The following is a 25157-nucleotide window of genomic DNA, read 5'->3' as shown; positions in this document are numbered from 1 at the left end:
CCCGCCGCTCAACCGTTCCGGTCGACGAGCGATACGGCGCTGCCCGCGTCGGCAAAGTGCAGGTCCAGTCCGTGCAGATCGGCGATCGCCTTGACCAGGCTGAGGCCGAGCCCGGCCCCGTCGCCATCGGTACGCGCGCGGTAGAAGCGCTGCGTGACGAGGCCGCGGTCGGCGGGCGGAATGCCCGGACCATCGTCCGATACGGTGATCGCCACGCGCCCGTCCCGCGGTGCCAGCGACACGCCGATCCGGCCACCGGCGGGTCCGAACTTCAGGGCATTGTCGATCAGGTTGGCGACCGCCTCCATCAACAGGCTGGCGTCGCCGTCGATCGCCGGCACGGGTTCGACCGCGCAGGTCAGGCAGAGCCCGCGATCCTCGGCGATCGGTCGGTAGAGGTCGCAGGCATCCTCGACCAGCCGGGCGAGATCGACGGGCGCGAAGCGGCTGCGGCGCGCATGGTCCTCCAGCTCGCGCAGGCGAAGCAGCGCGCTGACGATCCCGAGCAGCGTATCGATCTCGACCAGGGCACGCTCGCCCGTCGCAACGAATGCCGCGCGATCGCTGGCATCGCGCAGGCCCCGGTCGATGCGTGCCCGCAACCGGGTGAGCGGCGTGCGCATCTGGTGCGCGATGTCGTCGCCGATGCCGCGGACGTCGCCGACCAGAATCTGCAACCGGTCGAGCATACGGTTGATGTCGGCGCACAGCAGCCCGAAACTGTCCGGGTCGGCGGGCACCGGCAGTCGCCCGTTCAGGTCGCCGGCCATGATCCGTTCGGTCAGATGGCGCACCGCATCGACCTGTCGCGCCGCGCGCCGCCCGGCGACGAAGCCAAAGATCAGGGCCAGCAGCACACCCGGCACCAGGCCGAGCAGCAACGACTGCCACACCAGCCGCAACGCCTCCTGCGAATCGTCCAGGTCGACCCCGGTCAGCAGCGCCATGCCGTCCGGCATCGCGCAGACGACCACGCGCGCGACGTCGCTGCGCTTGCCGGGAAGCTGGGTCGGCGCAACGGTCGTGACAAAGGCACCGCCCCCGTCGGGCCGCGCCGGCAACCGGGCGACATTGCCCGCGACCGGCCGGCCCACCGCGTCGAACAGCCCGAGGAAGCGGTCGCGGTGGATATCGCGCACCAGCCGGTCACGCACCTCGTCCACCCGCTTCGCCGGCGGGCTCAGCGCGAAAAAGGTACAGTCGTCGGCCAGCGCATGGTCGATCGTCCGGCGGTGGCTGTCGTTGGCCAGCGCCCAGAACACCGCCGCCACCACGATCGATTGCAGCACCAGCAGCGCGCCCAGCGCCCCGCCCCACCGCCACGTCGCCCGGCGGCGCGGATCAGAGCGCGAGATCGAGAACATAGCCCTGCCCGCGGATGTTGCGGATGAGCGGCGGCTCGCCCTCGCCGTCGATCTTGCGCCGAAGCCGACCGAGATGCACGTCGACGACATTGGTGTTCGGCTCGAAGCTGTAGCCCCACACATCGCGCAACAGCATCGCGCGGGTCACGACCTGCCCGGCGCGGCGCACGAGATAGTCGAGCAGCTTCAGTTCGCGCGGCAACAGGTCGAGCTGCCGGCCCGCGCGGGTCGCGGTGCCGCCCAGCAGGTCAAGATCGAGCGGCCCGGCGATCAGCCGGGTCTCGCGCGTATCGTTCGGCCGGCGCAACAGAGCCTCGACGCGGGCGACCAGCTCGACCAGCGCGAAGGGCTTGGGCAGGTAATCGTCGCCGCCCGCCCGCAGGCCGCGCACGCGATCGTCGAGGCTGCCGAGCGCGCTCAGCACGAGGGCGGGGGTCCGGCGTCCGTCGCCGCGAAGCGCCGCGACCAGGTCCAGCCCCTCGCCGTCGGGCAGCTGGCGATCGAGGATCAGCAGGTCGAAGCCGTCGCCGCGGGCATGGTCGCCGCCGTCGCGCAGCGTCGCGACGCGGGTGACGGCATGCCCCGCCCCCGCCAGCTCGAGCACGATCTCGTCCGCGGTGCCATCGTCGTCCTCGATCAGCAGGATCTGCGCCATGGCCGCTGGATCGCCGCAGACGGGCCGTGCGGTCAACCGACAAGTCGGCGTGCGAACCTAAATCTGGATTTAGTCGACGCTGGCGACGGTGCGCCGTACGCCGCGCCTCTCATACCGTTCGGAGTTTTCGATGCGTCGGCTGACATTCGCCTGCCTGATGGTCGCCACCTCGCCCGCCATGGCCCAGTCGCGCGCCATCTCGCTCGATGCGCTGGCGCAGGAGGTCGTGGCGGGCAATCCCGAGCGGCAGTTCTACCAGCGCCAGATCGAGACTGCCGGCGTCGAGCGCGACGCCGCCGGGCGCTGGGCCGATCCGACGGTGGAGGTCGAATTCGGCCAGCGCCGGGCGCAGGATACCGTCAGTGGCGCCGTCGTCGGCGAAGGGCTGACCTATGCCGCCTCGGTCGTCCAGCCGATCGAATTCGGCGGCCGCATCGCGCTGCGCCGGGCGATCGCGGAGCGTCAGGTCGCGCTGGCGCGGCTGGGCCTGCAACAATTCGATGCGACACTGGTCGCGCGTGCCCGCTCGCTCGGCTACGGATTGTTCGCCGCCGACGAAAAGGCTGCCGCCGCGCGCGAGGTCGCGAACCGTATGCGCACCCTGGCGCGCGTGATCGTCGCGCGCGATCCGGCCGGTCCGTCCCCGCAGCTGGAGGCGGCTTCGCTGGTGGCCAGCGCGATCGACGCCGAACGGACCGCGGCCACTGCCGACGCCGACGCCAATTCGATCCTCTACGAACTCAACCAGGTGCGCGGTGCGCCCTTTGCGGCTCGCATCCGCATCATCCGGCCCGACATGACGCTGCCCGCGCTTCCGGCGGAACCGGTGCTGGCCGCGCGGGCGGCGGAGAACAACTTCGAGCTGAAGGCGCTGCGGGCGCAGTTCGAGCAGCAGGGGCTGCGCGTCGACCTGGCACGCAAGGCACGCCTGCCGACCGTTAGCGTCGGGCCCTATTACGATCGCGCCCGGTCCGACATCCGCGAGACGAACTACGGCGTGCGCCTGTCGACGACGCTGCCGCTGTGGAACCGTCAGGCCGGCGACGTGGCGGCCGAACAGGGCAAGCAGGCGCAGGCGAACGCGACGCTGATCAATGCCGAGCGCCGCATCACGCGCGACGTCTTCGACAAGGCCGCGCAATATGATGCGAAGCGCACCGCGCTGACCAAATGGGCGGAGGATACGCCCAAGCGCTTTGCGGAGGCGGCGGCCGATGCCGACCGCAACTATCGCCTGGGGGCCATTCCGCTGACCACCTACACCCAGCTCCAGCAAAGCTATGTCGCGGCGGTCAATGCGACGCTCGACACGCGGCGCGAAGCGCTGGAGGCGCTGTTGCAGCTGCGCGCACTCAACGGCGGCCTGCCGCTCGCCCGATGAACCGCTGGCTGACGTACGTGACGCACCACCGCCTCGCGGTGGCGCTGGTCACCGCGCTGGTCGCGGCCATCGGCCTGTGGTCGTTCGCCAGCCTGCAGATCGACGCGATCCCCGACATCACCGGCGTACAGGTCCAGATCAACACGCAGGTGCCCGCGCTGGCGCCCGAGGAGATCGAACGGCTGGTCACCCAACCGATCGAGCGTGCGATGGGCGGCCAGCCCGGCCTCGACCAGACGCGCTCGCTGACCAAAACGGGCCTCAGCCAGGTCACCTTGCTCTACAAGGACGGCACCGACCAGCTGAAGGCGCGGCAGCTCGTCACCGAACGGCTGACCGCGGTGCAGGGCCAGTTGCCCCCCGGCAGCACGCCGCAGCTCGCCCCGATCACCACGGGGCTCGGCGAAATCTTTTACTACACGCTCGAATGGCAGCGCCCGCCGCGCGGCATGGATGCGCAGCGCCAGCTGATGGAGCTGTACGAGGCGCAGGAATATGCCGTCCGCCCGATGCTGCGCGCCGTACCCGGCGTCGCCGACGTCAATTCGAACGGCGGGCTGGAGGAACAGTTCGTCGTCGAACCCGATCCGGTACGGCTGACGATGCACGGCGTGACCGCGGGCGAGCTGGCCGCGGCGGTCGCGAAGAACGTCGAGAATGCCGGGGGCGGCAGCATCCGCCGCGGCCCCGAACGCTTCACCGTACGCACCGACGCGCGCGTGCTGAACGCGACGCAGATCGGCGACATCCCGGTCAAGTTCGCCGGCGGCGTCCTGCCGCTTCAGGTCCGCGACCTGGCGAATGTCGTCATCGGCGCCGCCCCGCGCCAGGGTGCCGCGACGCAGAACGGGCACGAAACGGTGCTCGGCACGGTCATGATGCTCGTCGGCCAGAACAGTCGTGCCACCGCGGTCGCGGTCGAAGGTGCGCTGCCGGGAATCGCGTCGGCATTGCCCAAGGGCATGGTGATCGACCGCCAGTACAGTCGCGCCGACCTGGTCGACCGGACCATATCGACGGTCGAGCACAATCTGGGCGAAGGCGCGCTGCTGGTCGCGCTCGTCCTGTTGCTCGTCATGGGCAACTGGCGGGCGGCGCTGATCGTCGCGCTGGTCATCCCGCTCGCCTTCCTGGTCACCGTCTCGGGGATGCACGTCATCGGCTTGTCCGGAAACCTGATGAGCCTGGGCGCGCTGGACTTCGGGCTGATCGTCGACGGCGCGATCGTGGTGGTCGAGAACAGCCTGCGCCTGCTGGGCGTCCGCACGCGCGAGAAGGGCGCCGCACTGACCGCGGAGGAACGGCGTGGGGTCGTCACCGATGCCGCGCGGATGGTCGCGCGCCCGACGAGGTTCGGCATCGCGATCATCGCCCTGGTCTATGTCCCGGTCCTGAGCCTGGGCGGCGTCGAGGGCAAGCTGTTCCAGCCGATGGCACAGGCGGTGATGCTGGCGATCGTCGCGGGCCTTCTCTGGACCTTCACCATCGTCCCGGCGCTGTCCGCGTGGCTGCTGCGCGCGCCGGCGGGTGCGGCGGACGAGGATCGCCGCACCGGCTTCGTCGGCCTGGCGGAGCGCGTCTATACCCCCGCGCTCGACCGGGCGGTCCGCCATCCCGCGCTGCTCACGGTCGGTGCGCTGGCGCTGCTGGTCGCGGCGTTCCTGGTCTTCAAGACGCTGGGGTCGCAGTTCACGCCCCAGCTCGACGAAGGCGCGATCACCGCGATGGTCTATCGCCCGGTCGGCATGTCGCTGGAGCAAAGCCTCGCGATCGAGCAGAAGACCGAGGTCGCGATCCGCCGGGCCTATCCGCAGGTCACGCACACTTTCTCGCGCATCGGCACCAGCGAAGTCGCGACCGATCCGATGCCGCCCGAGCAGAACGACCTCTATATCTTCTACGCGCCGATGAAGGACTGGCCGACCGGCGACGGGTTGCCGACGACCAAGGACGAACTGATCGCCGGCATCGAGCGGGTGGCGCAGCGTGTCTACAAGAGCCAGAATTTCGAATTCGCCCAGCCGATCGAGATGCGCTTCAACGAGATGCTGGAGGGCGTGCGCGCCGATGTGTCGGTCAAGATCTTCGGCGACGATTACGACACGCTGGAAAAGGCCGCGGCCAGGGCCAAGGCGATCCTCCAGAGGCTGCCCAGCACCGAAGGCGTCGAATTCGAAACCTCGGGCCGGCCCAGGAGCATCGTCGTCGAGGTCGATCATGCCGCCCTGCTGCGCCTGGGGCTCGGCACGCAGGCCGTGAACGATGCAGTACGCGATGCGCTGGCCGGCGCCGAGGTCGGCTTCATTCCGCACGGCCCCGCGCGCCACGCGATCGTCATCCGGATGCCCGACGACCTGCGCGCCGACCCGGCCGCGATCCTCGCGCTCCCCTTGCGCGTCGGCGAATACGGCATGGTGCCGCTGTCGCGCGTCGCACGGTTGCGCGAGACGCGGATCGTCGAACCGATCCTGCACGACGATACCAACCGCCGCGCCGCGCTGATGGTCAACCTGTCGACCAGCGACCTCGAAGGCTATGTGCAGGGGGCCAAGGCCGCGCTCGACGGCCAGCTCAAGCTGCCGGCGGGATACCGCGTCGAATTCGGTGGCCAGTATCACCAGCTGGAAGCGGCGCAGAAGCGGCTGTCGATCGTCGTTCCCGCCGCGCTGATCCTCATTTTCGCGCTCGTCTACGCAGCGCTCGGCAGCGTGCGAGAAGCGGCGATCGTCTATACCGGCATTCCGTTCGCGGTGACCGGCGGCGTCCTGGCGCTGTGGCTGCGCGGAATGCCCTTTTCGATCACCGCCGCGATCGGCTTCATCGCGCTGTCGGGCATCGCGATGCTCAACGGGCTGGTCCTGATCGACCATATCAACGCCCTGCGCGACGGCCGCGAGGGCGATCCGCTGCCCATCGCCGACGCGATCCGGCAGGGCGCGCACGATCGCTTGCGCCCCGTGCTGTCCACCGCGCTCGTCGCTTCGGTCGGCTTCATCCCGATGGCCATCGCGACCGGCGCCGGCGCCGAAGTGCAGCGCCCGCTCGCCACCGTCGTCATCGGCGGCATCATCACCTCGACCATCCTGACATTGCTGTTGCTGCCGAGCCTCTACGGCTGGATCCAGCGCCGCTGGTCGAGCGACGCGTAAAGCCGGAACCCGTCAGGCCGGACGTCGCGATTGGATTTGGACCTTGGCGTGGATCGGACCCGACACATCCCGCATCACACATGAAAAAGCCCGCCAAGTCGCTGACCTGGCGGGCTTTTTAATGGTGGGCGTGGCAAGGATTGAACTTGCGACCCCTGCGATGTCAACACAGTGCTCTACCACTGAGCTACACGCCCACTTGCCCTTGCGGGAAGCGCGCTCCTAGCTGCCGAATCGGATCGGTGCAAGCGGCTTCGGCGATAAAATTCAGACCTGACCGCTAGCGCTGCCGACCTCGAACATGCGATCGACTTCCAGGACCAGGTCGCGCAGGTGGAAGGGCTTGGACAGGACGCGGGCCTGCGGCATCGCCTTGCCGGCCTTCAGCGTCACGGCGGCGAACCCGGTGATGAACATCACCCGCGTGTCCGGCGCGATGTCGGCACAGCGCTGGGCAAGCTCGATCCCGTCCATCTCGGGCATGACGATGTCGGTCAGCAGCAGATCGTATGCTTCTGCCTCCAGCAGCGGCAGCGCCGCGGTGCCGCGATCGACCGCGGTCACGCCGTAGCCCGAGCGTTCGAGCGCGCGCGTCAGATACTCGCGCATCACGTCGTCGTCCTCGGCCAGCAGAATCCGTATCATCGAAACACCCTCACGCCGTGGCGAACACCGCCGGCCCGTCGCCTCCCTCTATCTGCCAAGGCTTTAAGAAATTCCAGACGGAGCGCGCCGGTTTCGCCGCGCGGTTCGTCGCAACGATTGTTCTCCGCCGGCGCTGCGCCTAGCGTCCGCCCCGTGAGCCCCAGTTTCGACCGCATCGGCCCTGCCCTTCCGACCAGCCCGGTCGTGCTGTCGGTGCCGCACGCCGGCCGCGACTACCCCCAGGCGCTGATCGCGCGGGCACGGGTGCCGCTGGAACAGTTGCGCCCGCTGGAGGATCGCCACGTCGATACGCTGGCGCTGGCGGCGCGGGTGGACGAGGTCGCGGTTCTCGCCCGGCGGCCGCGCGCGTGGATCGACCTGAACCGTGGCGAGCGGGATCGCGATCCGCGCGTCGACCTGGGTGCCGCGCGGTACGGGATGCCGCAGCTGTCGACCCGCGTGCGCGGCGGCCTGGGCCTGATTCCCCGGCGCGCGGCGGCGGGGACCGAGATCTGGTCGGAACCGTGGAGCGCCGATGCGGTCGCCGCACGGATCGCGCAGGACCACCGCCCCTATCATGCGGCACTCGCCGATGCGATCGCGGCGGCGCGCTTGCGGTTCGGGATCGCGATCCTGCTCGACGTGCATTCGATGCCGTCGCTGCCCGGTGCGGCGCCGCCCGGCATTGTGATCGGCGATCGGTTCGGGCGGACGGCGGCAGCGCGCTTCGTCGGGCGGGTCGAAGGCTGCGCCCGCCGCAGCGGCTTCAGGTGCGCGCTCAACACCCCTTATGCCGGTGGCCATATCCTGGAGCGGCACGGCGCCCCGGCGCGCGGTATCCATGCCTTGCAGCTCGAGGTCGATCGCGCGCTGTATCTTGACGACGCGCGCGATGCGCCGGGTGGTCGATTCGACGCGGTCTCCAAGTTCGTCCGCGATGTCATCGACGCACTGACCGACGAGGCTCTGCCGGACGCCCTGGCCGCAGAATAAAAAAACCACCCCGGAGCAAGCTCCGGAGTGGCCAAGGTTCAGGGAGGAGACACACCCGAAGGCGTGCCGCAAAGCCCCGCGAAAGGGGGGACACGAAGCCTTGCCAACACAATGTAGGTCGAGTGCAATCGGCTTTCAAGGATAGATTTTTGTCGCGTTTTCAGCGGCTTATAAAAAAGATTTCCGGAGGGCTGGCGCTCACCGGGGCGTCGGCGCCCGCAGGATCGGCAGCATCCGCACCAGGGTCGAGTCGCGCAGGATCAGGTGGTGGCGCAGCGCAGCCAGCGTATGCAGCACGACAAGCGCGAGCAGCGCATAGCCGAGGACCTCATGTCCCTCGTGTGCCGCGCCCGCGGTCGCCTGCGACACCGGCAGATAGGGTATCGGGAACAGGCCGAACCAGTCGAGCGGGCGCCGGACTTCGCCGCCTGACACCATCGCCCAGCCGGTCAGCGGGACCAGGATGGAGAAAGCATAGAGCGCCCAGTGCGAGGCATTGGCCGCAAGCCGCTCCCACACCGGCATGTCCGGGTGCAGCGGCGGCGGACGGTGGACCAGGCGCCAGGCGAGCCGCGCCAGTGTCAGCACCAGCACGGTGATCCCCAGCGACTTGTGCAGCGGCATCACGCCCCATCCGCGCGGCATCGCGTCGTGGCCGATGCCGATCGCCAAGTTCAGCAGAATGGCGACAGCGATCGTCCAGTGGAAGACGATCGACCCGCGCGCGTAGCGATCGGTTCGGATGACGGCACTGCGCATATCTGTCGTTCTCCGCCCGTGAAGCGGGCCACGCCAGCTTATGGAGCGCCCACGGTCGACGCAAGCCGCGCCACCCCCGCCGCGCGGGGCTTGTACGGTCGGGCGTGCACGCTATCGTCCGCTCCCTCCCCGCCAATTCATCGGCGGTTCAACGATTCTGGGTCATCCGCCGCCTGTCGTGATTCCGCTGTCCCGCCTGCCCTTTCTCGCCGCGGCGATCCTGCTGCCCGTGCTGACCGCACAGGCGCAGCAGCGCCCGGTCGCGCGTGCCGGGGGCGGCGTGTCGATGACGACAGTGACCATCCAGCAGCGCATGGTCATCCGCGTACCCCGCCTGTCGGCGCGCCCGGGTGCCGCGACCGCTCTGGCCAGCACGCCGCAGCAGACCCGCTGGACGGAGAAGAAGGCGGACAAATGCGTCCCCCTGATCGACATCGCCGCCGCGTCCCTGCCGAGCGAGGACAGCGTCGACCTGATCCTGAACGGCGGGCGCCGGTTGCGCGCGCGGCTGGACAGCGATTGTCGGGCACTGGATTTTTACGCCGGCTTCTATGTCCGCATGACACCGGACGGCCGGGCGTGCGCCGGGCGTGATGCGTTTCGGTCACGTTCGGGCGCGGAATGTCGGATCAAGGGTTTCCGGACGCTGATCGCCAAGCGCTGATCTTGACTTTTACCGCCCGATCCGCGAGCGCGTGGCGGAATATCTGCGCCGGGACTGTTTCCTGTCGCCCCCTATCCGGACATCTGCATGAACTTTGCCGACCTCGGCCTGTCTGACGAACTGCTGAGCGCTGTCGAAGCGTCAGGCTACAGCGTACCGACGCCGATCCAGGCCGCCGCGATCCCGAGCGTGCTGATGATGCGCGACCTGATCGGCATCGCCCAGACGGGCACGGGCAAGACGGCCAGCTTCGTGCTGCCGATGATCGACATCCTGGCGCAGGGTCGCAGCCGCGCGCGGATGCCGCGCAGCCTGATCCTGGAGCCGACGCGCGAACTCGCCGCGCAGGTCGCCGAGAATTTCGAGAAGTACGGCGTCAACCACAAGCTGAGCATGGCGCTGCTGATCGGCGGCGTGCAGATGGGCGATCAGGTCAAGGCGCTGGAAAAGGGCGTCGACGTCCTCATCGCGACGCCAGGCCGGCTGATGGACCTGTTCCAGCGCGGCAAGATCCTGCTGACGGGCTGCGAGCTGCTGGTCATCGACGAGGCGGACCGGATGCTCGACATGGGGTTCATCCCCGATATCGAGGAAATCTGCACCAAGCTGCCCAAGACGCGGCAGACGCTACTGTTCTCGGCCACCATGCCGCCGCCGATCAAGAAGCTGGCCGACCGTTTCCTGACCAACCCCAAGCAGATCGAGGTGTCGCGCCCGGCATCGACCAACCTCAACATCACCCAGCGGCTGGTCCCGGTGAAGTCGGACCGCAAGCGCGACGTGCTGCGCACGCTGCTGACGCGCGACAACATCCAGACCGCGATCATCTTCTGCAACCGCAAGACGACGGTGCGTGAGCTCAACAAGTCGCTGCGCCGCTACGGCTTCAAGTCGGGCGAGATCCATGGCGACATGGAACAGCCGCAGCGGCTCGCCGAACTGGCGCTGTTCAAGTCGGGCGAGATCAATATCCTGGTCGCCAGCGACGTCGCCGCGCGCGGCCTAGACATCAAGGGCGTCAGCCACGTCTACAATTTCGACGCGCCGTGGCACCCGGACGACTATGTCCACCGTATCGGCCGCACCGGCCGCGCGGGCGCGACGGGCACCGCCTACACCTTCGTCACGCCCGACGATGCCGAGAATATCGAGAATATCGAGAAGCTGACCGGCCAGACGATCCCGCGCGAAGAGGTTGCGGTCGAGACGAGCCGTCCTGTGCAGGACACACCGCAGCGCGAGGAGCGCCCACGGCGGGTACGTCGCGGTGGCGGCGAGCGCGACGAGAGCGTCGTCGAAGCGCCCCGCGAAGATCGGGCCCCGCGCGAAGCTCGCCCGACCCGCGACGACCGGCCTGCTCGCGAGGAACGCACGGCCCGTGACGAGCGCCCGGTCCGCGACGAGCACCCGGCCCGCGAAGCGCGCCCGGTCCGCGAAGAGCGCCCGGCCCGCGAGGAGCGGAACTTCCGCGACGACCGGTCCGCCCGCAACGACCGTGCACCGCGCCGCGACGATCGCCGGCGTGGTCGCGATGGCTATGACGATGGGCCCGATGTCGGCTGGAACGGTCCGATCCCGTCGTTCCTGGACTTCAAGATCGGCGCCTGATCCAGCGGGAGGGGGGCGACCGTGGGCGGCCCGATCTTTGAATATCTCGATCCGGTACGGATCGTCAGCCCGTGCGTGAACGTCTGTCGGCTCGACGCAGCGACTGGGTGGTGCGTCGGCTGCGGGCGGACGGGTGCGGAGATCGCGCGATGGACCGCGATCGACGACGATGCGCGCGATGCGGTGATGCGGACGCTGCCGGCGCGGATGGCAAAACTGGCCGATTGACGCGCGGACTGATCCGCTGCGCTACTTGACCGCCGCGCTGTTTGCGGTTGGCGTGACCGGGCCCGGCGCGATACCCATTTCAGCCAGCGGCTCGTTTTCGGTCGTATTGCCGGCGCCGGTATCGACCATGTTGGCCACGACATCGGGCTTGGCCGCGCCGATCGCGGTCACCGCAGGTTCGCTAATGGCATAGTTGAAGACCGCGCTGGCGATCGCGATGAACAGCATCACCGCCGCCAGACCGGTAATCGCAACCCGAACACGCTGCCCCGTCTGGGACGCTTCGGGTAACATCCTGGAAGTCTTGATCTTCGTCACTGTGGCAGAAATGTAACGCACAGAGCGCGCGCTGTCGAGCCGTTCGATCCCGTCGATCAACCGTTGCCGACCGACAGCCCCTTCGCCGCCAGCCATTCGGGATCGTAAAGCGTCGAGAGATAGCGGAAGCCGCTGTCACACAGGATCGTCGCGATCCGCTTGCCCGGGCCCAGGTCGCGCGCCAGCCGCACCGCGCCGGCGACGTTGATCCCCGACGACAGGCCCAGGCACAGCCCCTCCTCCGCCAGCAGGCGACGGACCCACGCCAGCCCTTCCTCGTCGCTGATCCGATACTGGGTATCGATCGGCGCGCCTTCCAGATTGGCGGTGATGCGCCCTTGCCCGATGCCTTCGGCGACCGACGAGCCTTCCGACCGCAATTCGCCGTGCGCGTAATAATCGTAGAGTGCGGCGCCGTGGGGGTCGCTGAGCGCGATCGTCACGCCTTCGTCCTTTTCCTTGAGACCCAGACCGACGCCCGCGATCGTCCCGCCGGTGCCCGCCGCGCAGGTAAATCCGTCGATGCGGCCGTTCATCTGCTGCCAGATTTCCTCCGCCGTGCCGACGATGTGTGCGCGCCGGTTGGCGATATTGTCGAACTGGTTGGCCCAGATCGCGTTCGGCGTTTCCTCCGCGATCCGGCGGCTGGTGTGCACGAAATGGCCCGGGTTGGAATAGGGCGCGGCAGGAACCAGCACCAGCTCGGCGCCCAGCGCGCGCAGCGTATCCATCTTCTCTCGGCTCTGCGTCTCGGGCATGACGATGATCGTCCGGTACCCCTTGGCATTGGCGACCAGCGCCAGGCCGATGCCGGTGTTGCCCGCCGTCCCCTCGACGATCGTCCCGCCCGGCGCGATCGCACCGCGCCGTTCGGCATCCTCGACGATGAACAGCGCCGCGCGATCCTTTACCGACGCACCCGGATTGGCGAATTCGCACTTGCCATAGATGTCGCAACCGGTCGCCTCGCTCGGCCCCTTCAGGCGGACGAGGGGCGTGTTGCCGATCAGCGATAGCGTGTCTTGCGTCGTGTGCATGACGCCTAGATGGCCCGCGGGCGGCGGCGCGGCAATGCCAAGATAGGCTTGGGGCCCGGCAAACCGGCCTTGGGATCCTGCGACGGCGACACAGGCGGGTCGGCTTTTCGTGCGTCCCGACGCAGCCATGGTACGGTTTCGCGCGTTTTCCTTTGAAACCAGCCCCCTGCCACCGTTACATAGGGCGGCCCGTTCCTCCCCCAGGCGTACAGGATCCATGCGTAGCTTCTTGTTCCGATCCACCCTTCTCGCGACGCTTGCGTCGCCGGTGCTTGCCCAGCAGACACCGCCCCCGCCCATCCGGCCGACCGCGATCCCGCCGTCGCAGGCCGCCCCGGCCCAGACCGGCGCGCAGTCTACCCCGGTCGCGCCAGTCGCAGTCACCGTGCCGCTGCCGCAATTGAGCGAGGCGCAGGCCCGGCAACTGGTCGCGATCATCGAGGCCGGCCGGATCGACCACGGCCTGCGTCACGATGTCGCGGCATCGAAGGTGACCGCAAGCGACAACGACACGCTGGTGCGCGCGGCGCTCGACTATGCCCGTGCCGTCCGCACCGGGCGCCTGGCCGAGGCCGACTTCAAGGAAGACTGGGGCCTGCGCCCGCAATATTGGGACCCGTTGCCGAGCTTCGCCGATGCGGTCGCCAGGAACGGCCTTGCGCGCTGGGCACGCCAGCTGCCGCCGCCGTATTCGGGCTATGACGGTCTGAAGGACGGCCTGAAGGCTTATCGCGATCTCGAAGCAGCGGGTGGCTGGCCGCGGATCGCGGGCGGACCGGACCTGGTAATCGGCGTCAAGGGACCGCGCGTCCGCGCGCTGCGCCAGCGCCTGGCGGTCGAGGACCCGCAGGTCGCCAAGACCGGCGACACCTTCGACGGCGATCTGAAGGCGGCGGTCCAGCGCGCCCAGCGCCGCTTCGGGCTGAACCCGGCCGGGACCGTGTCCACCCAGACGCTGACCGCGCTGAACGTGTCGGCGACCGACCGCGTCGCGCAGATCATGGCGAACATGGAACGCTGGCGCTGGATCCCGCGCGAGCTCGACAAGAACCGCATCCAGGTCAACATCGCCGCCGCGCTGGTCACGGTGTTCGAGGGCGACCAGCCCGTGATGTCGATGCGCGGCGTGACCGGGCGTCCGGGCGACGAGACGCCGATGCTGCAATCGTCGATCCATTCGGTCGTGCTCAACCCGCCGTGGAACGTGCCCGCCGGTATCGCCGCGCGCGAGCTGTTTCCGAAGGGTGCGGGCTATCTGAAGGCCAACGGCTTCCGCATCATCGGCGAAGGCCCCAACCGCCGCCTGCAGCAGGCGGCCGGTTCGCAGTCGGCGCTGGGCCGGTACAAGTTCGATTTCGACAACCCCTATGCGGTGTATCTCCACGACACGCCGGCACAGGCGAAGTTCGCGAGTTTCGACCGGTTGGCGAGCCACGGCTGCGTGCGGCTGGAAAAGCCCGCCGATCTTGCCCGGCTGCTGCTGCGGGGCTCGGCCGAATGGACGCCCGAGGCAATCGATGCGCAGATCGCCGGCGGCAAGACCACGCGTGCGCAGTTGCCGACCCCGGCGACCGTGTATCTGCTATACTGGACCGCGTTCGCATCCGGTAACGGCGTCATGAACTTTCGCGCCGATCCGTACAGCTGGGACGGCGAACTCGCCGCCAAGATAGAGAAGCGCTCGCAGATCCAGGCCGCCGCACCGACGATGGCCGACTGACACCAAAAGGGGACACCGCCATGAAGAAGACACTGCCCGCCCTCGCCGCCCTCGCCCTGCTCGCCGCCTGCTCGTCGAACGACGCGCCCCCGCCGCCGGTCGAGGACAACGGGACCGAGATGCTCGACGTGACGAACGAGGCGGTCAACGTCGCGGAAGCGCCGGTGACGATGAACGTCCCCGAGGCTCCGGCGACTAACCTGGCGTCCGAGCCCGAGCCGACCGTCGACGAGCGCGAACAGATCCAGGCCGATGCCGACGCGACGGGCATGACCGCGCGGGTGAACCGCGACGAGGACGAAGCGCCGGCGGCGAACCAGTCGGGGACGGTTTCAGAGGAGAAGTGAGCCGCAGCGGCGGAGACGCGCCACGCTGGCGCGCACCGCCGCAAGGCCGGCCGGCGGTGCAAGGCGCCGTCCGACGTCGCGGGATGTAATCCCGTGACGTCCTCGGCCCCCAGGCAGCGATCCACGCCAAGTCCCGAACTGGCAGGGTCGAGACCTCTCGACCGTCCCGGCGCACTTCCCAAACCGTTACCCTTGCGTAACGCCCACCCCCTCCCCACATTGCATCCGCTACAGTCGCACATCGACGGTCTTCGGCGCTTTGCGGCCCCTTACTCCTTCTTTCTGCCCTACAGCCGGCGCCGCCGCCTTGGGGGTGCCGCAAACCGAAAAAGGAGTATCTCCCATGTCGATCACCGGCACCGTCAAATTCTTCAACGAAACCAAGGGCTATGGCTTCATCGCGCCGGAAACCGGCGGCGATGACGCGTTCGTGCACATCAGCGCGGTCGAGCGCGCCGGCATGGCGACGCTGAAGCAGGACCAGCGCGTCAGCTACGAACTGGAAACCGATCGTCGCGGCAAGACCAGCGCGATCAACCTCCAGTCGGTCGACTGATCTCGGACATTCCGGCCCGTGTCGATTCGATGCGGGCCGGTCTTTCCTGTACCTATGCAAAGGATCCGACGATGGCCCATGACGCAGCCTATTTCCGCGCCCAGGCAGACCGTGCCCGGACCGATGCCGATTCTGCCCAGCTCGACAATGTCCGCGATCGCGCCATGCGTTCGGTCGCCGCGTTCGAGGCGATGGCCGTCAGCGCAGAGCGGACGACCCAGCGCCGTATCGAGCGTGAAGAAGCGACCGCCGCCGCGCGTCCGGACATCGACGCCCAGGCCTGACGCCCGCGCTGCTACCACTCGCGATTGACATCCCCCGGCAATCCGTTAAGGCGCGCCGGTCGCAACGGTCGGGGCCTGCCCCGATCCTTGCACGCCGTCCGAGACAGCAGGTGGCCGGGATTTGCCCGACCTTAATGCCCTGCCGAGACGGGGAAATGATTTCTAGGGCCGCGGAACGCCTGCGGCTTCGGATCGGGCAAGCGAGGCCTTTTGTGCGCGCTTCTCGACACGATCCTTCCCCCTCAACGGACTGAACCGTTTGCGTGGCTTCACGGGCACGCGGACATGTAACCGGGCTGCGTCTTTCGGGGCACAGCCTAATTTGAGGAGAATGGCATGGATCGTTCGCAGAAGACCCAGGCCGTCGCCGAACTGAAGAACACCTTCTCGCAGGAGGGCGTGGTCGTCGTGACCCGCAACCTGGGGCTGACCGTCGCACAGTCGACCCAGCTCCGCGGGAAGATGCGCGACGTCGGCGCGACCTACAAGGTCTCCAAGAACAAGCTTGCCAAGATCGCGCTCGAGGGCACGGATTATGCGGGTCTCGCCGACCTGCTGACCGGTCCGGTCGGGCTCGCCACCTCCGCCGATCCGGTCGCGGCTGCCAAGGCAGCGGTCGACTTTGCGAAGACGAACGACAAGTTCGAAATCGTCGGCGGCGCGATGGGGAGCCAGGTGCTCGACGCGGACGGGGTGAAGGCCCTCGCATCGCTGCCGTCGCTGGACGAGCTGCGCGCGAAGCTGGTCGGCCTCATCGTTGCTCCGGCAACGAAGATCGCCACCATCACCCAGGCACCGGCGGCGCAGATCGCCCGCGTGCTGGCAGCTTACGCAGAAAAGGACGCCGCATAATTTCGATCTCATCAAAGTGGTACTTTGATGGGGACCCAAAAATGCGACTGTCCCAATACTTACAACCCGATCTGATACTGGAGTTTTACAATGGCTGATCTGAACGCGCTGGTTGACCAGCTGAGCGAACTGACCGTCCTCGAAGCCGCCGAGCTGTCGAAGCTGCTCGAAGAGAAGTGGGGCGTCTCGGCCGCCGCTGCGGTTGCCGCTCCTGCCGCTGGCGGTGGCGCTGCCGCCCCGGCCGTCGAAGAGAAGACCGAATTCGACGTGATCCTCACCGGCGACGGTGGCAAGAAGATCAACGTCATCAAGGAAGTCCGCGCCATCACCGGCCTGGGCCTGACGGAAGCCAAGTCGCTCGTCGAAGGCGCGCCGAAGCCGGTCAAGGAAGGCATCGCCAAGGACGAAGCCGAGAAGATCAAGAAGCAGCTTGAAGAAGCCGGCGCGACCGTCGAACTCAAGTAAGCCGCAGTCGGGGAAAGGCTGGCACGCCAGCCCACCCCGACAAGGCCAGCCGGCATCGGCTCCGCCGATGTCCGACGCCATGGGATCTATTCTCATGGCGGCCGCTTCGAAAGAAAAGGGCGACCTGCACACCGCAGGCCGCCCTTTTCTTTTGCCCCGAGCTGCGCCTACACTCCTCCATGCTCCGCGCCGCGCCCGCCCTGCTCCTGCTCGGGGCCTGCTCCGCGACCTCTCCGTCGACACCAGCGCAGACGATCGCTGTCTACTCGCCACCGGTCCGTATCGGCGGAACGGGCAGCGTCCTGTTCCTCCCGAACACCGCCGCCCCAACCGGCTCGGCCGCAGAGGTCGCGGTCATCGTCGATCTGCACCGCGTGCTCGACCGGAAGGGCACAGTCGGGTGCCTCAACCCAATGCTGGTCGCGCCCTATATCAGCAGCGGTGAGCGAGAGGACGCCGTCGTCGACCTGGAGGAGGCGGGACAACGTCAGCCGAGCAAGGCTGCGGTCCGGACGGCGATCATCGACGGCGTGCGCGAAAGTTGGGCCGGCTTTGGACCCGGTCCCGCTCCCCTGCCCGCAGCAGTCAGGATCGCATTGCTCGACGCCTATGCCGATGCCGTGATGGCCGCGCCGCGAAAGGGGCGCCAGATGCTTCTGACCCAGGCGATGCTGCCCGACGACATCCGCCTGCGGGCCGACTGCCGCGCCCAGCTAAGTCGCCCGACGATCCGCGGCGATTGGGCGTTCGTCGGTTACAACAGCGGTACGGCCGCTGGCCTTTGGGCTCTGCGGCGAGAAGCGTCGGGCTGGACGCTGGTCGCCTCCAACATCAACTCGATGTTCTGATCGTCAGCGCGGCGTGAAGCGTCGTGCGTCCAACCGGCCGTAGATCTGCCCCGGACGATCGACCCATACCGGCCCCAGCTTGGCCGCGGTCGGATCGCCGACGCCGATCACGAACGCTTCCGCCGCCGACGCGACCGACAGGCCGCCGCGCCACGCCATGCCGATCATCGCGACCGGCACGATCATCTCACGCTCCGCGACTGTCGTCACGTGCATCGCGTCGCCCGGCAGGGTAAGTTCGCCCGAGATCTTGCGCGTTTCGCCCGCGCGCAGGTCGAACGGCTCGCCGCCCGGCAGGGAGGATACCTGCGCCGCGAACCCCGCCAATTCGGCGGCGGTGTCGGGCCCGGCACTCGCCAGAGTGACGACGGGGCGGACGCCCGACAGCGGCGTCGATCCCGCGTTGGTCAGCATCAGTTCGAACGCGAGATACGCATTGGGCCCGCGCGTCCAGAGGCGCTGCGGACGGAAATCCAGGGCGAGCGGCCTTGAGGGTGTCGCCGATGGGACCACGGGCGCGGCTGCGGGTGCCTGCGGCTTCGGCTTCGGCTTCGGCGCTTGTATGGGCGGTGGCGAAGCCTGCGGCGGCGCGACAGGCTCGTAGATGACCTCGTCGACCCCGACGCGCTTCCGCCGTCGGGCGACAAGGAAGACGCCCGCGCCCGCGACCAAGCCGAGCCCGGCGAGCAACCACAGCCAGGCCGGCGGACCAGCCTCGCCGGCCGGCGCCGGGGCAGCGTCCGGCGTCGCGGCCACGGTCGGCGTGGCACTCACACGCGGCGTCGGGCTCGGCAGCGGTGCAGCCTCGCCTGCAGGTGACGGCGGCACGGTTTGCGTGCGCGTCGGAGTTTCGGTCGCACGCGGGGTCGGCGATGGCGTCGGGGTGGGCGTCGGCCGCGGCGCCGGCGTACGGGTCACAGCCGGACCGGGTGTCGCAGCCGGCGTCGGCGTCGGACTCGGAACCGTGCGAACGACCGGTGGTGGCGCGACGGCGCTCGGTGTCGGAGACGGCGTCGGCGTCGGGCTGGGCGTCGGCGTCGCCTGGCTGTTACCGGGCGGCAGCTGGAAGCGGTCGGCCCCCGGCAGCGTCTGGATCGTGTCCTGCGCCGGAGCCGGCGGGGTGCCGAGAGCGAACAGGATCGTGGCAAGGATCGCGGTTTTCACGCGCGCGCCGCTACGCCCGCGCGGCTGAACATCGGCTGCACGCATCCTACAACCCCGTCAGGTCGATCGCGCCGTGGCGGTCGAGCGTTCGCGACTTGTCGGGCATCGGGTACTTCAAGCCGGTCGCGCAGTTGAACAGGACGACGCGCTCGTCCCGGCCGACCATGCCCTCGGCGAGCGCACGGTCATACGCCGCCAGCGTCGCGCCGCCTTCGGGGCACAGCAGCAGGCCGTCGCCCGCCGCTTCATCGACTGCCGCCAGAAGCGCGTCGTCGCTGACCGCCAGCGCCGCGCCCTTGCTCTCGCGCACCGCGTCCAGGATCAGGAAATCGCCGACCGCCTTGGGCACGCGGATGCCCGCGGCGACGGTGTGCGCGTCCTCCCAGCGCTCGGCATGACGCTCGCCCGCTTCGAACGCGCGGACCATCGGCGCGCAGCCTTCGGCCTGCACCGCGTACATGCGGGGGCGCTCGGGGCCGATAAAGCCGATCCGCTCCAGCTCGTCGAACGCCTTCCACATGCCGATCAGGCCGGTGCCGCCGCCGGTCGGGTAGAAGATCGCATCCGGCAGCGTCCAGCCGAGCTGCTCGGCAAGCTCCAGCCCCATCGTCTTCTTGCCCTCGATCCGGTACGGCTCCTTCAGCGTCGACAGGTCGAACCAGCCGTTCTGCTTGCACGCGGCACCGACGATCGCGCCGCAATCGTCGATCAGGCCGTTGACGCGGTACACGCGCGCACCCTGCGCGGCGATCTCGCGCACATTGATCTCGGGTGTGTCGTCGGGGCAGAAGATCACTGCCTCGATGCCTGCACGCGCCGCATAGGCCGCCGCAGCAGCCCCCGCATTGCCGTTGGTCGGCATCGCGATCGTACGGACGCCCAGCGCCTTCGCCATGCTGATCGCCATGACGAGGCCACGCGCCTTGAAGCTGCCGGTCGGCAGGCGCCCCTCGTCCTTCACGATCGGCGCGCGCGCGCCCCGCGCGTCACCCACCCGGTCGAGCGTGACGAGCGGTGTCGCGGTTTCACCCAGGCTGACGATGTTTGCGGCCGTTCGGACGGGCAGCAGTTCCCGGTATTTCCAGAGGTCGGCGGGACGCGCAGCCAGCACGTCCTTCGTCATCGCGGCGCGGACCCCGTCCAGATCGTAGCGCACCAGCAAGGGCCGCCCGACCCGGCTGAGCCCTTGCAGGACATCGGCGTCGTATCGCTCGCCGGTCAAACCGCATTCGAGGTGGGTGACGAAGCCGGGACGGTCTTCGATGAGATTCATGTTCGACAGGATCATGCCCGAACCTGTCGGGTCAAGCGCGCCGAAGGTCAATGTCTCCCGACCGTTATCCGATCGCGCTTTAGCTTATCGACCGACGATCGTCGGCACGCGCTGCGGCGACGAAAACACATAGTCGAAATTGGGCCGATCGCCTGCGCCGACCAGGCGATTGTAGGCCGACGACCGGATCCAGTCCGCCCGCTCGCGACATTCGACGCGCGACGTGAGGATCGTCGGCTTTTCGTCATGTCGCACACAGACGACCGTCACGCCGTCCGACCGGATCTTCTCGAAAACTCGAGGTTCAGCAGGCGCAGTCCCCGCGGCGGCAACGGCGGCGAGCAAGATCAGAGACATCGAATCCTCCTGTCGAACGACGAAAAGACACGTTCCTGTATGTCAGATGAACGACCGATGAACTTCAAATCGGTTCAATCCTCCAGCAACCAGGCCCCCTCACGCGCGTGTCGATCGAAGGACAATCGACGCGAGGCCTCGGACGTCTCAGCGTGCGCCGGGCGCGGCCGGCAGCAGGATTGCCTCGACCGCGGCGTAGCCCGCATCGTCGCGTGCGCCGATGTCGATCGGGCGTCCGCCAAGATCGGCGTGTTCGACGTTGAGAAAAGCGACGGCATCCTCGCGCGTCTCATGGGCGCGAAACGCGAGAAGCGTCACCTTCGCCTGGCGGGCCAGAGCCTCGGGTGTGTCGCGCCGTCCGGAAAACGTGCGGCGGAAGCGCTTGGTGGGGGCCGGCGACAGGTCGCCCGATGCGGGAAGGATAGTGATGGCCGACATATCGTTCAGCGTCCCCCGACCAGCGAGGCATCGGCCCCGAGTAGCGCCTGCATCGAACGGATCGTGTCGGCATAGCCGGCCGCCAGGCCACGATGCGAATGCCGCGCCTCGATCGTCGGTGCGGCTTGCGCCAGCATCAGCGAGATTTGGTGGCGGGACAGCAGATAGTTGAGATCCATAAGGACAGCTTTCGGCACGTAAGCGAAAGCACAGATGGTCTCTCAGTCACCGGCGCCTACGGACAGAGTCATGCCGGTGATGGTCACAATATAGGAACGACCGGGGCGATCCGCCACCCCGGCCGTCCGTGCCAAGCCGCTTTTAGCGCTCAGACACCGCCACCGCGCTCTGGTCGAGCGCCACCACCGGCAGCCACACGGCGCTTGCCGCAGCGCCACCGCGTTGCAGCGTGACGGTCGCCGCCTTATAGTCCTCCGGCTTGGCCAGGAAGATGTTCGGCACGTACGTCTGCGGGTTGCGGTCGTAGAGCGGGAACTGGCTCGACTGGACCTGGACCATGATGCGGTGGCCGGGCTGGAACACGTGGTTCACGGTCGGCAGGCGGAAGCGATATTTCTGGATCTTGCTCGCCGGAATCGCGGACGGCTTCTCGAAGCTGTCGCGGTAGCGGCCGCGGAAGATGTCCTGCGCGATGGCGAGTTGGTATCCACCCATCTTCGCATCGCTCGCGACCTCGTCCGGGTAGACGTCGATCACCTTGACGACGAAGTCGCCGTCGGTCCCGGTCGTCTTGGCGAACACCTCGGCAAACGGCGCGCCGGAGACGCGAACGGGCGCGGTCAGGACGTCGGTCTGATAAGTCATGACGTCCGGGCGGCCGTCGACATGGCGCTGGTCGCTGACCAGCCAGTCTCCCCAGCGGCCGTCACCGAAATTGACCGGCCGCGAGAGGTGCGGGACGGGCTTGGCGGGATCGGAGATGTAGGAATCGCCCCCTGCCCCGCCTTTGTCCCAGCCGAGCCTGCCGCCCGCCTGGAGGTAGATGGGCCGGAGCGGCGCGGCGCAGCCCTGTTCGCACGCCAGCGGCCAGGTGCTCAGGCGATCCCAGTGGTTCTCGCCCGTGTTGTAGATCGCGACCTGCGGCAGGTTCGCGGGCGCGGCATCCTTCAGATACTGGTTGAACAGCGGCAGGACCATGTCGTCGCGGAATTGCGCGGCGGTATCGCCGTCCCACTGGAACGGGCCCAGGCTGCGCCCCTCGCGGTTAACCTGGCTGTGGCGCCACGGCCCCATGACCAGGAAGTTGTTGCCGGTCTTGCCCTTGGCCTTCAGCGCCTCCCACGTCCGGATCGCGCCATACATGTCCTCCTGGTCCCACAGGCCCTGTTCCCAGATGGTGGGCACGTTCGACGGGTTTGCCGCAACCAGCTTGTCGAGCGCCTGGCCCTGCCAGAAGGCGTCATAGGCCGGATGCGCCTGCATCCGCTGCCAATAGGGCAGCCCGTCGTAACCCGCCTTCTTCGCCCAGTCGCCGGCCGACCCGTAACGGAAGTTCTCGTAGTCGTCGTAGCCGCCGCTCGACGGCGCCTTGCCCGCGCCCTTGAACCCGGTCTGCCCGCCGAGCCAGGCGATGTTCGCCAGGCGGAACGCGCCGTAGTGAAACCAGTCGTCGCCCATCCAGCCGTCGATCATCGGGCTTTCGGGCGCTGCGACCTTCAGCGCCGGGTGGGGATTCAGCAGCGCCATGACGACAGTGAAGCCTTCGTAGCTCGACCCGATCATGCCGACGCGGCCGTTGCTTTCGGGCAGGTTCGCCTTGTTCACCAGCCAGTCGATCGTGTCATAGGCGTCGGTCGTGTGATCGACTTTGGTCGGGTTCAGCGCGCCGATGACGGGGCGCGTGACGACATAGTCGCCTTCCGAGCCGTATTTGCCGCGGATGTCCTGGTAGACGCGGATATAGCCGTCCTTCACGAAGCCTTCGTCCGCCAGCGGCAGCGCCGACAGCATCCTCGGGCTGTCCATCCGGTTGGCGCGGCCGGCGGCGTTGTACGGGGTGCGAGTCAGCACGATCGGCGCGTTGGTCGCGCCCTTCGGCACGACGATGACGGTATAGAGCTTCGTCCCGTCGCGCATTGGCACCATGACGACACGCTTGTCGTAGTCGTAACCGGTCTTGGGGACTTCGTACTTCGCCGGAATGTCGCCGGCCGGTGCGGCCTGCTGCTGCGCGGCGAGCGGCGTGACGGCGATGGCGGCGGTCGCGGCGAGGAGGATCAGCTTCATGGCGGGCACGTCTCCGGAAGATGTCATGCCGCCGATGCTAGGCCGCGGCGGGTCGAAAGGGAAACGGCGTTGGCATGAGTTGCCTGTCAGGCGACGCGAGGGGCCTTGGCGACCGCAGAAAGGCCCGCCCCCACCGAAGTGGAGACGGGCCTGTCCGCCGTAGTAACTGCCAGGGATCAAGCGTGTTCGGGTTCGCCGTGCAGACGGGCTTCGACGTCCTCGCGCATCACACGGTCGGCGAGGTCGATCGGGATGAGCGTCCCGCCCTCTTCATCCGAGACGCCGACCACGAACGAGGCGGAGGTTCGCCCTTCGCTGCCGTCGGGCAGGCGGTAGCGGGCGTCGGCAACGACGACCGGCGTAAAGCGGCCTTCGGTGCCGAGATCAGCCTTCAGCGCGGCGAGCGTCGCGTCGATGCGCGTGCCTTCGCCCGGTTCGATCGTCACCGGATCGATCGCGGCGTCGGCTGGGGCATCGACCAGCAGTCGCTCCATTTCGCTGGCGTGCGCATCGGTTAGCATGAAGGTCGAGACGCGGACGTCCTCCGCCTTGACGCTGCCCGAGTTGGCGACGGTCAGTTCGATCTCGACCAGTGCTTCGTCGGCGCTGGTGCCGGCGCGCACCGGACGCATCGCCAGTTCGAGCCACGGACGGTCGTGCACCGCCGCGGCACCGCCGGTTAGCGCGGCGACATCCTCCGCCGGCGCGTCGGTCACGGTCGTTTCGTCGACAAGACCGGCGGCTACGGGTTCATCCTTCGGCGTCATCGCGACTGCGGCCGCGACGGGCGTCGCGACCGGGGCGGTGGCAGCCATCGGCGCCGTGGCGACCGGCGCAGGCTCGGCATAGACCGGCTCTTCGTGATAGACCGCCTCATCGTCGTATGCGTCGGCCTTGCGACGGCGCAGCAGGAAGAAGGCGCCGACCGCGACGATCAGCGCGACGATCGCGGCGAGCGGCCACAGCGGCACGCCGCCGTCGTCGGTCGCCTGCGTCGTGGTGGCTTCGGTCGTCGTCGCGGCGGGCTCGGCCGGAGCCGCGGGCTGCGCAGCGGGGGCTTGCGCTGCTTCGACCGGCGCGGCGGCAGCGGGGGACGGCGCCGGGGTCGGGGCAGATGCAGCGACGGCAGTTACCGGCGCCGCGGCGCGGGTCACGGTCGGCGTGCGGCGCGGTTCGCGACGGACCTGCGTCCGCTGCTCGGCGCGCGCGGCGATGCGCGCGTCATCCACGACATCCGCTGCGCCCGGCGCGATCCGGGTGGACGAGTTGGGATCGGCACCGCGCACCGTCGCAGGGGCGTCGATCGAAGTCTCCGGCGGGGTCGCCGGCTGCGGCACGGTCCGGACGACCGGCGGCGGCGGGGTTGCCGCCTGCGGTGTGGCTTCCTGCGCATGGGCAGGAATGGCGAGGAACGCGGGGGCTGCTAGGAACAGCCAAGCCGCGGTACGAGCGGGGGTGCTATCCTGTTTCATATCGCAGCCTCAATGACCGCCGCGACGATTCCGGCCCCGAAACGGTCCAAATTAGCGGCAGGCCGTGTCAGATCGACGACGAAGCGAGCGAAGTCGGCTTTCCACGTCCGGTTTGACTAACCTCTGCGGCACGCCTATATGGTGTGTCCTACCACAGTTTCGGGACATGATGCGCCGTCGCGCAGTGCATCGTACGAATGGGGACTGGTCGGTTTCGACGTAAGGACGCTGGTGAGGCTGCCGATTTCCGACGAGGATTTCGCGCGGCCTTTTATGCGTCTTTTGCTGCGTCCGCGCCCCGCGGGTTTCACCGGGGCAATTGACGGCTGACGA

Annotated in this window: 26 protein-coding genes and 1 tRNA gene; 13 read left to right on the top strand and 14 right to left on the bottom strand. The window is 68.3% G+C overall.

What is annotated here, in order from left to right:
* Nucleotides 1-8: 8 nt before the first annotated feature.
* A complete protein-coding gene (locus tag ASE86_RS13890; RefSeq protein ID WP_056428167.1) occupies nt 9-1364 on the bottom strand; it encodes a sensor histidine kinase in 1356 nt (451 codons plus the stop codon).
* Nucleotides 1342-2019: a response regulator transcription factor gene (locus ASE86_RS13885; protein ID WP_056428164.1), complete on the bottom strand. Its 678-nt coding sequence runs from the start codon at nt 2017-2019 to the stop codon at nt 1342-1344. Before ASE86_RS13885 ends, ASE86_RS13890 begins: the two co-directional genes overlap by 23 nt.
* 130 nt (nt 2020-2149) lie before the next feature.
* Here ASE86_RS13885 and ASE86_RS13880 point away from each other — a divergent pair, with 130 nt between their 5' ends.
* Both ASE86_RS13880 and ASE86_RS13875 read left to right on the top strand, forming a co-directional pair.
* A complete protein-coding gene (locus ASE86_RS13880) occupies nt 2150-3400 on the top strand; it encodes a TolC family protein (protein WP_056428158.1) in 1251 nt (416 codons plus the stop codon).
* On the top strand, nt 3397-6549 hold the full coding sequence (locus tag ASE86_RS13875) for an efflux RND transporter permease subunit (RefSeq protein WP_056428157.1): 3153 nt from the start codon (nt 3397-3399) through the stop codon (nt 6547-6549). Before ASE86_RS13880 ends, ASE86_RS13875 begins: the two co-directional genes overlap by 4 nt.
* A gap of 122 nt (nt 6550-6671) precedes the next feature.
* Here ASE86_RS13875 and ASE86_RS13870 read toward each other — a convergent pair.
* Together ASE86_RS13870 and cpdR are read right to left on the bottom strand one after the other, a co-directional pair.
* Nucleotides 6672-6746, bottom strand: a tRNA-Val gene (locus ASE86_RS13870).
* Nucleotides 6747-6816: 70 nt separating this feature from the next.
* Complete coding sequence (gene cpdR, locus ASE86_RS13865) at nt 6817-7194, bottom strand: cell cycle two-component system response regulator CpdR (protein ID WP_056428154.1); 378 nt, start codon at nt 7192-7194, stop codon at nt 6817-6819.
* A gap of 153 nt (nt 7195-7347) precedes the next feature.
* Between cpdR and ASE86_RS13860 the strand changes: the two genes are divergently transcribed.
* Complete coding sequence (locus ASE86_RS13860) at nt 7348-8187, top strand: N-formylglutamate amidohydrolase (RefSeq protein ID WP_235524121.1); 840 nt, start codon at nt 7348-7350, stop codon at nt 8185-8187.
* Between the two features lie 198 nt (nt 8188-8385).
* On the opposite strand, the gene ASE86_RS13855 is transcribed toward ASE86_RS13860, so the two are convergent.
* Nucleotides 8386-8946, bottom strand: coding sequence for a cytochrome b (locus ASE86_RS13855; RefSeq protein ID WP_056428149.1), 561 nt, complete (start codon nt 8944-8946; stop codon nt 8386-8388).
* Between the two features lie 178 nt (nt 8947-9124).
* Here ASE86_RS13855 and ASE86_RS13850 point away from each other — a divergent pair, with 178 nt between their 5' ends.
* The 3 genes from ASE86_RS13850 (at nt 9125) to ASE86_RS13840 (ending at nt 11446) form a co-directional block, all read left to right on the top strand.
* Nucleotides 9125-9610: a hypothetical protein gene (locus tag ASE86_RS13850; protein ID WP_156347191.1), complete on the top strand. Its 486-nt coding sequence runs from the start codon at nt 9125-9127 to the stop codon at nt 9608-9610.
* Between the two features lie 87 nt (nt 9611-9697).
* Nucleotides 9698-11218, top strand: coding sequence for a DEAD/DEAH box helicase (locus tag ASE86_RS13845; RefSeq protein ID WP_056428146.1), 1521 nt, complete (start codon nt 9698-9700; stop codon nt 11216-11218).
* 21 nt (nt 11219-11239) lie between these two features.
* Nucleotides 11240-11446, top strand: coding sequence for a DUF1289 domain-containing protein (locus ASE86_RS13840; RefSeq protein ID WP_056428144.1), 207 nt, complete (start codon nt 11240-11242; stop codon nt 11444-11446).
* 21 nt (nt 11447-11467) lie between these two features.
* On the opposite strand, the gene ASE86_RS13835 is transcribed toward ASE86_RS13840, so the two are convergent.
* Both ASE86_RS13835 and ASE86_RS13830 read right to left on the bottom strand, forming a co-directional pair.
* Complete coding sequence (locus tag ASE86_RS13835) at nt 11468-11860, bottom strand: hypothetical protein (RefSeq protein ID WP_235524120.1); 393 nt, start codon at nt 11858-11860, stop codon at nt 11468-11470.
* Complete coding sequence (locus tag ASE86_RS13830) at nt 11821-12801, bottom strand: cysteine synthase A (protein WP_056428139.1); 981 nt, start codon at nt 12799-12801, stop codon at nt 11821-11823. Before ASE86_RS13830 ends, ASE86_RS13835 begins: the two co-directional genes overlap by 40 nt.
* A gap of 217 nt (nt 12802-13018) precedes the next feature.
* Between ASE86_RS13830 and ASE86_RS13825 the strand changes: the two genes are divergently transcribed.
* The 7 genes from ASE86_RS13825 (at nt 13019) to ASE86_RS13795 (ending at nt 17873) form a co-directional block, all read left to right on the top strand.
* Entirely contained in the window at nt 13019-14521 is a 1503-nt protein-coding gene (locus tag ASE86_RS13825) for a L,D-transpeptidase family protein (protein ID WP_056428137.1), read from the top strand.
* Between the two features lie 20 nt (nt 14522-14541).
* Nucleotides 14542-14868 carry a hypothetical protein gene (locus ASE86_RS13820; protein ID WP_056428134.1) on the top strand — a complete coding sequence of 109 codons (327 nt, stop codon included), beginning with the start codon at nt 14542-14544 and terminating at the stop codon, nt 14866-14868.
* 343 nt (nt 14869-15211) lie between these two features.
* A complete protein-coding gene (locus ASE86_RS13815; RefSeq protein WP_056428131.1) occupies nt 15212-15424 on the top strand; it encodes a cold-shock protein in 213 nt (70 codons plus the stop codon).
* 71 nt (nt 15425-15495) lie between these two features.
* On the top strand, nt 15496-15708 hold the full coding sequence (locus ASE86_RS13810; RefSeq protein WP_056429007.1) for a hypothetical protein: 213 nt from the start codon (nt 15496-15498) through the stop codon (nt 15706-15708).
* A gap of 336 nt (nt 15709-16044) precedes the next feature.
* Nucleotides 16045-16560, top strand: a complete 516-nt coding sequence (gene rplJ, locus ASE86_RS13805) for a 50S ribosomal protein L10 (RefSeq protein WP_056428128.1) — start codon at nt 16045-16047, stop codon at nt 16558-16560.
* A 90-nt stretch (nt 16561-16650) separates the two neighbouring features.
* Nucleotides 16651-17025, top strand: coding sequence for a 50S ribosomal protein L7/L12 (gene rplL, locus ASE86_RS13800; RefSeq protein ID WP_056428123.1), 375 nt, complete (start codon nt 16651-16653; stop codon nt 17023-17025).
* A gap of 179 nt (nt 17026-17204) precedes the next feature.
* Nucleotides 17205-17873: a hypothetical protein gene (locus ASE86_RS13795; RefSeq protein WP_056428116.1), complete on the top strand. Its 669-nt coding sequence runs from the start codon at nt 17205-17207 to the stop codon at nt 17871-17873.
* A gap of 3 nt (nt 17874-17876) precedes the next feature.
* Here ASE86_RS13795 and ASE86_RS15800 read toward each other — a convergent pair whose 3' ends face one another.
* From ASE86_RS15800 to ASE86_RS13765, 7 genes are all read right to left on the bottom strand, one after another.
* Nucleotides 17877-19037, bottom strand: a complete 1161-nt coding sequence (locus ASE86_RS15800) for a hypothetical protein (protein WP_156347190.1) — start codon at nt 19035-19037, stop codon at nt 17877-17879.
* A 46-nt stretch (nt 19038-19083) separates the two neighbouring features.
* A complete protein-coding gene (locus ASE86_RS13785) occupies nt 19084-20310 on the bottom strand; it encodes a threonine synthase (RefSeq protein ID WP_235524119.1) in 1227 nt (408 codons plus the stop codon).
* Between the two features lie 84 nt (nt 20311-20394).
* On the bottom strand, nt 20395-20667 hold the full coding sequence (locus ASE86_RS13780; protein ID WP_056428109.1) for a hypothetical protein: 273 nt from the start codon (nt 20665-20667) through the stop codon (nt 20395-20397).
* A gap of 147 nt (nt 20668-20814) precedes the next feature.
* The gene (locus ASE86_RS13775; protein WP_056428107.1) at nt 20815-21105 is read right to left on the bottom strand and encodes a hypothetical protein; all 291 of its coding nucleotides are present in this window, start codon (nt 21103-21105) and stop codon (nt 20815-20817) included.
* A 5-nt stretch (nt 21106-21110) separates the two neighbouring features.
* Nucleotides 21111-21284, bottom strand: a complete 174-nt coding sequence (locus tag ASE86_RS16330) for a hypothetical protein (RefSeq protein WP_200911557.1) — start codon at nt 21282-21284, stop codon at nt 21111-21113.
* 142 nt (nt 21285-21426) lie between these two features.
* The gene (locus tag ASE86_RS13770; RefSeq protein WP_235524118.1) at nt 21427-23379 is read right to left on the bottom strand and encodes a CocE/NonD family hydrolase; all 1953 of its coding nucleotides are present in this window, start codon (nt 23377-23379) and stop codon (nt 21427-21429) included.
* Nucleotides 23380-23528: 149 nt separating this feature from the next.
* Nucleotides 23529-24824, bottom strand: a complete 1296-nt coding sequence (locus ASE86_RS13765) for a hypothetical protein (RefSeq protein ID WP_056428101.1) — start codon at nt 24822-24824, stop codon at nt 23529-23531.
* Nucleotides 24825-25157 lie beyond the last annotated feature (333 nt).

The sequence above is a fragment of the Sphingomonas sp. Leaf33 genome (assembly GCF_001421785.1).
Lineage (GTDB): Bacteria > Pseudomonadota > Alphaproteobacteria > Sphingomonadales > Sphingomonadaceae > Sphingomonas.
The sequence above is the reverse complement of the archived record's forward strand: the minus strand, read 5'-3'. Positions and strand labels throughout refer to the sequence as shown.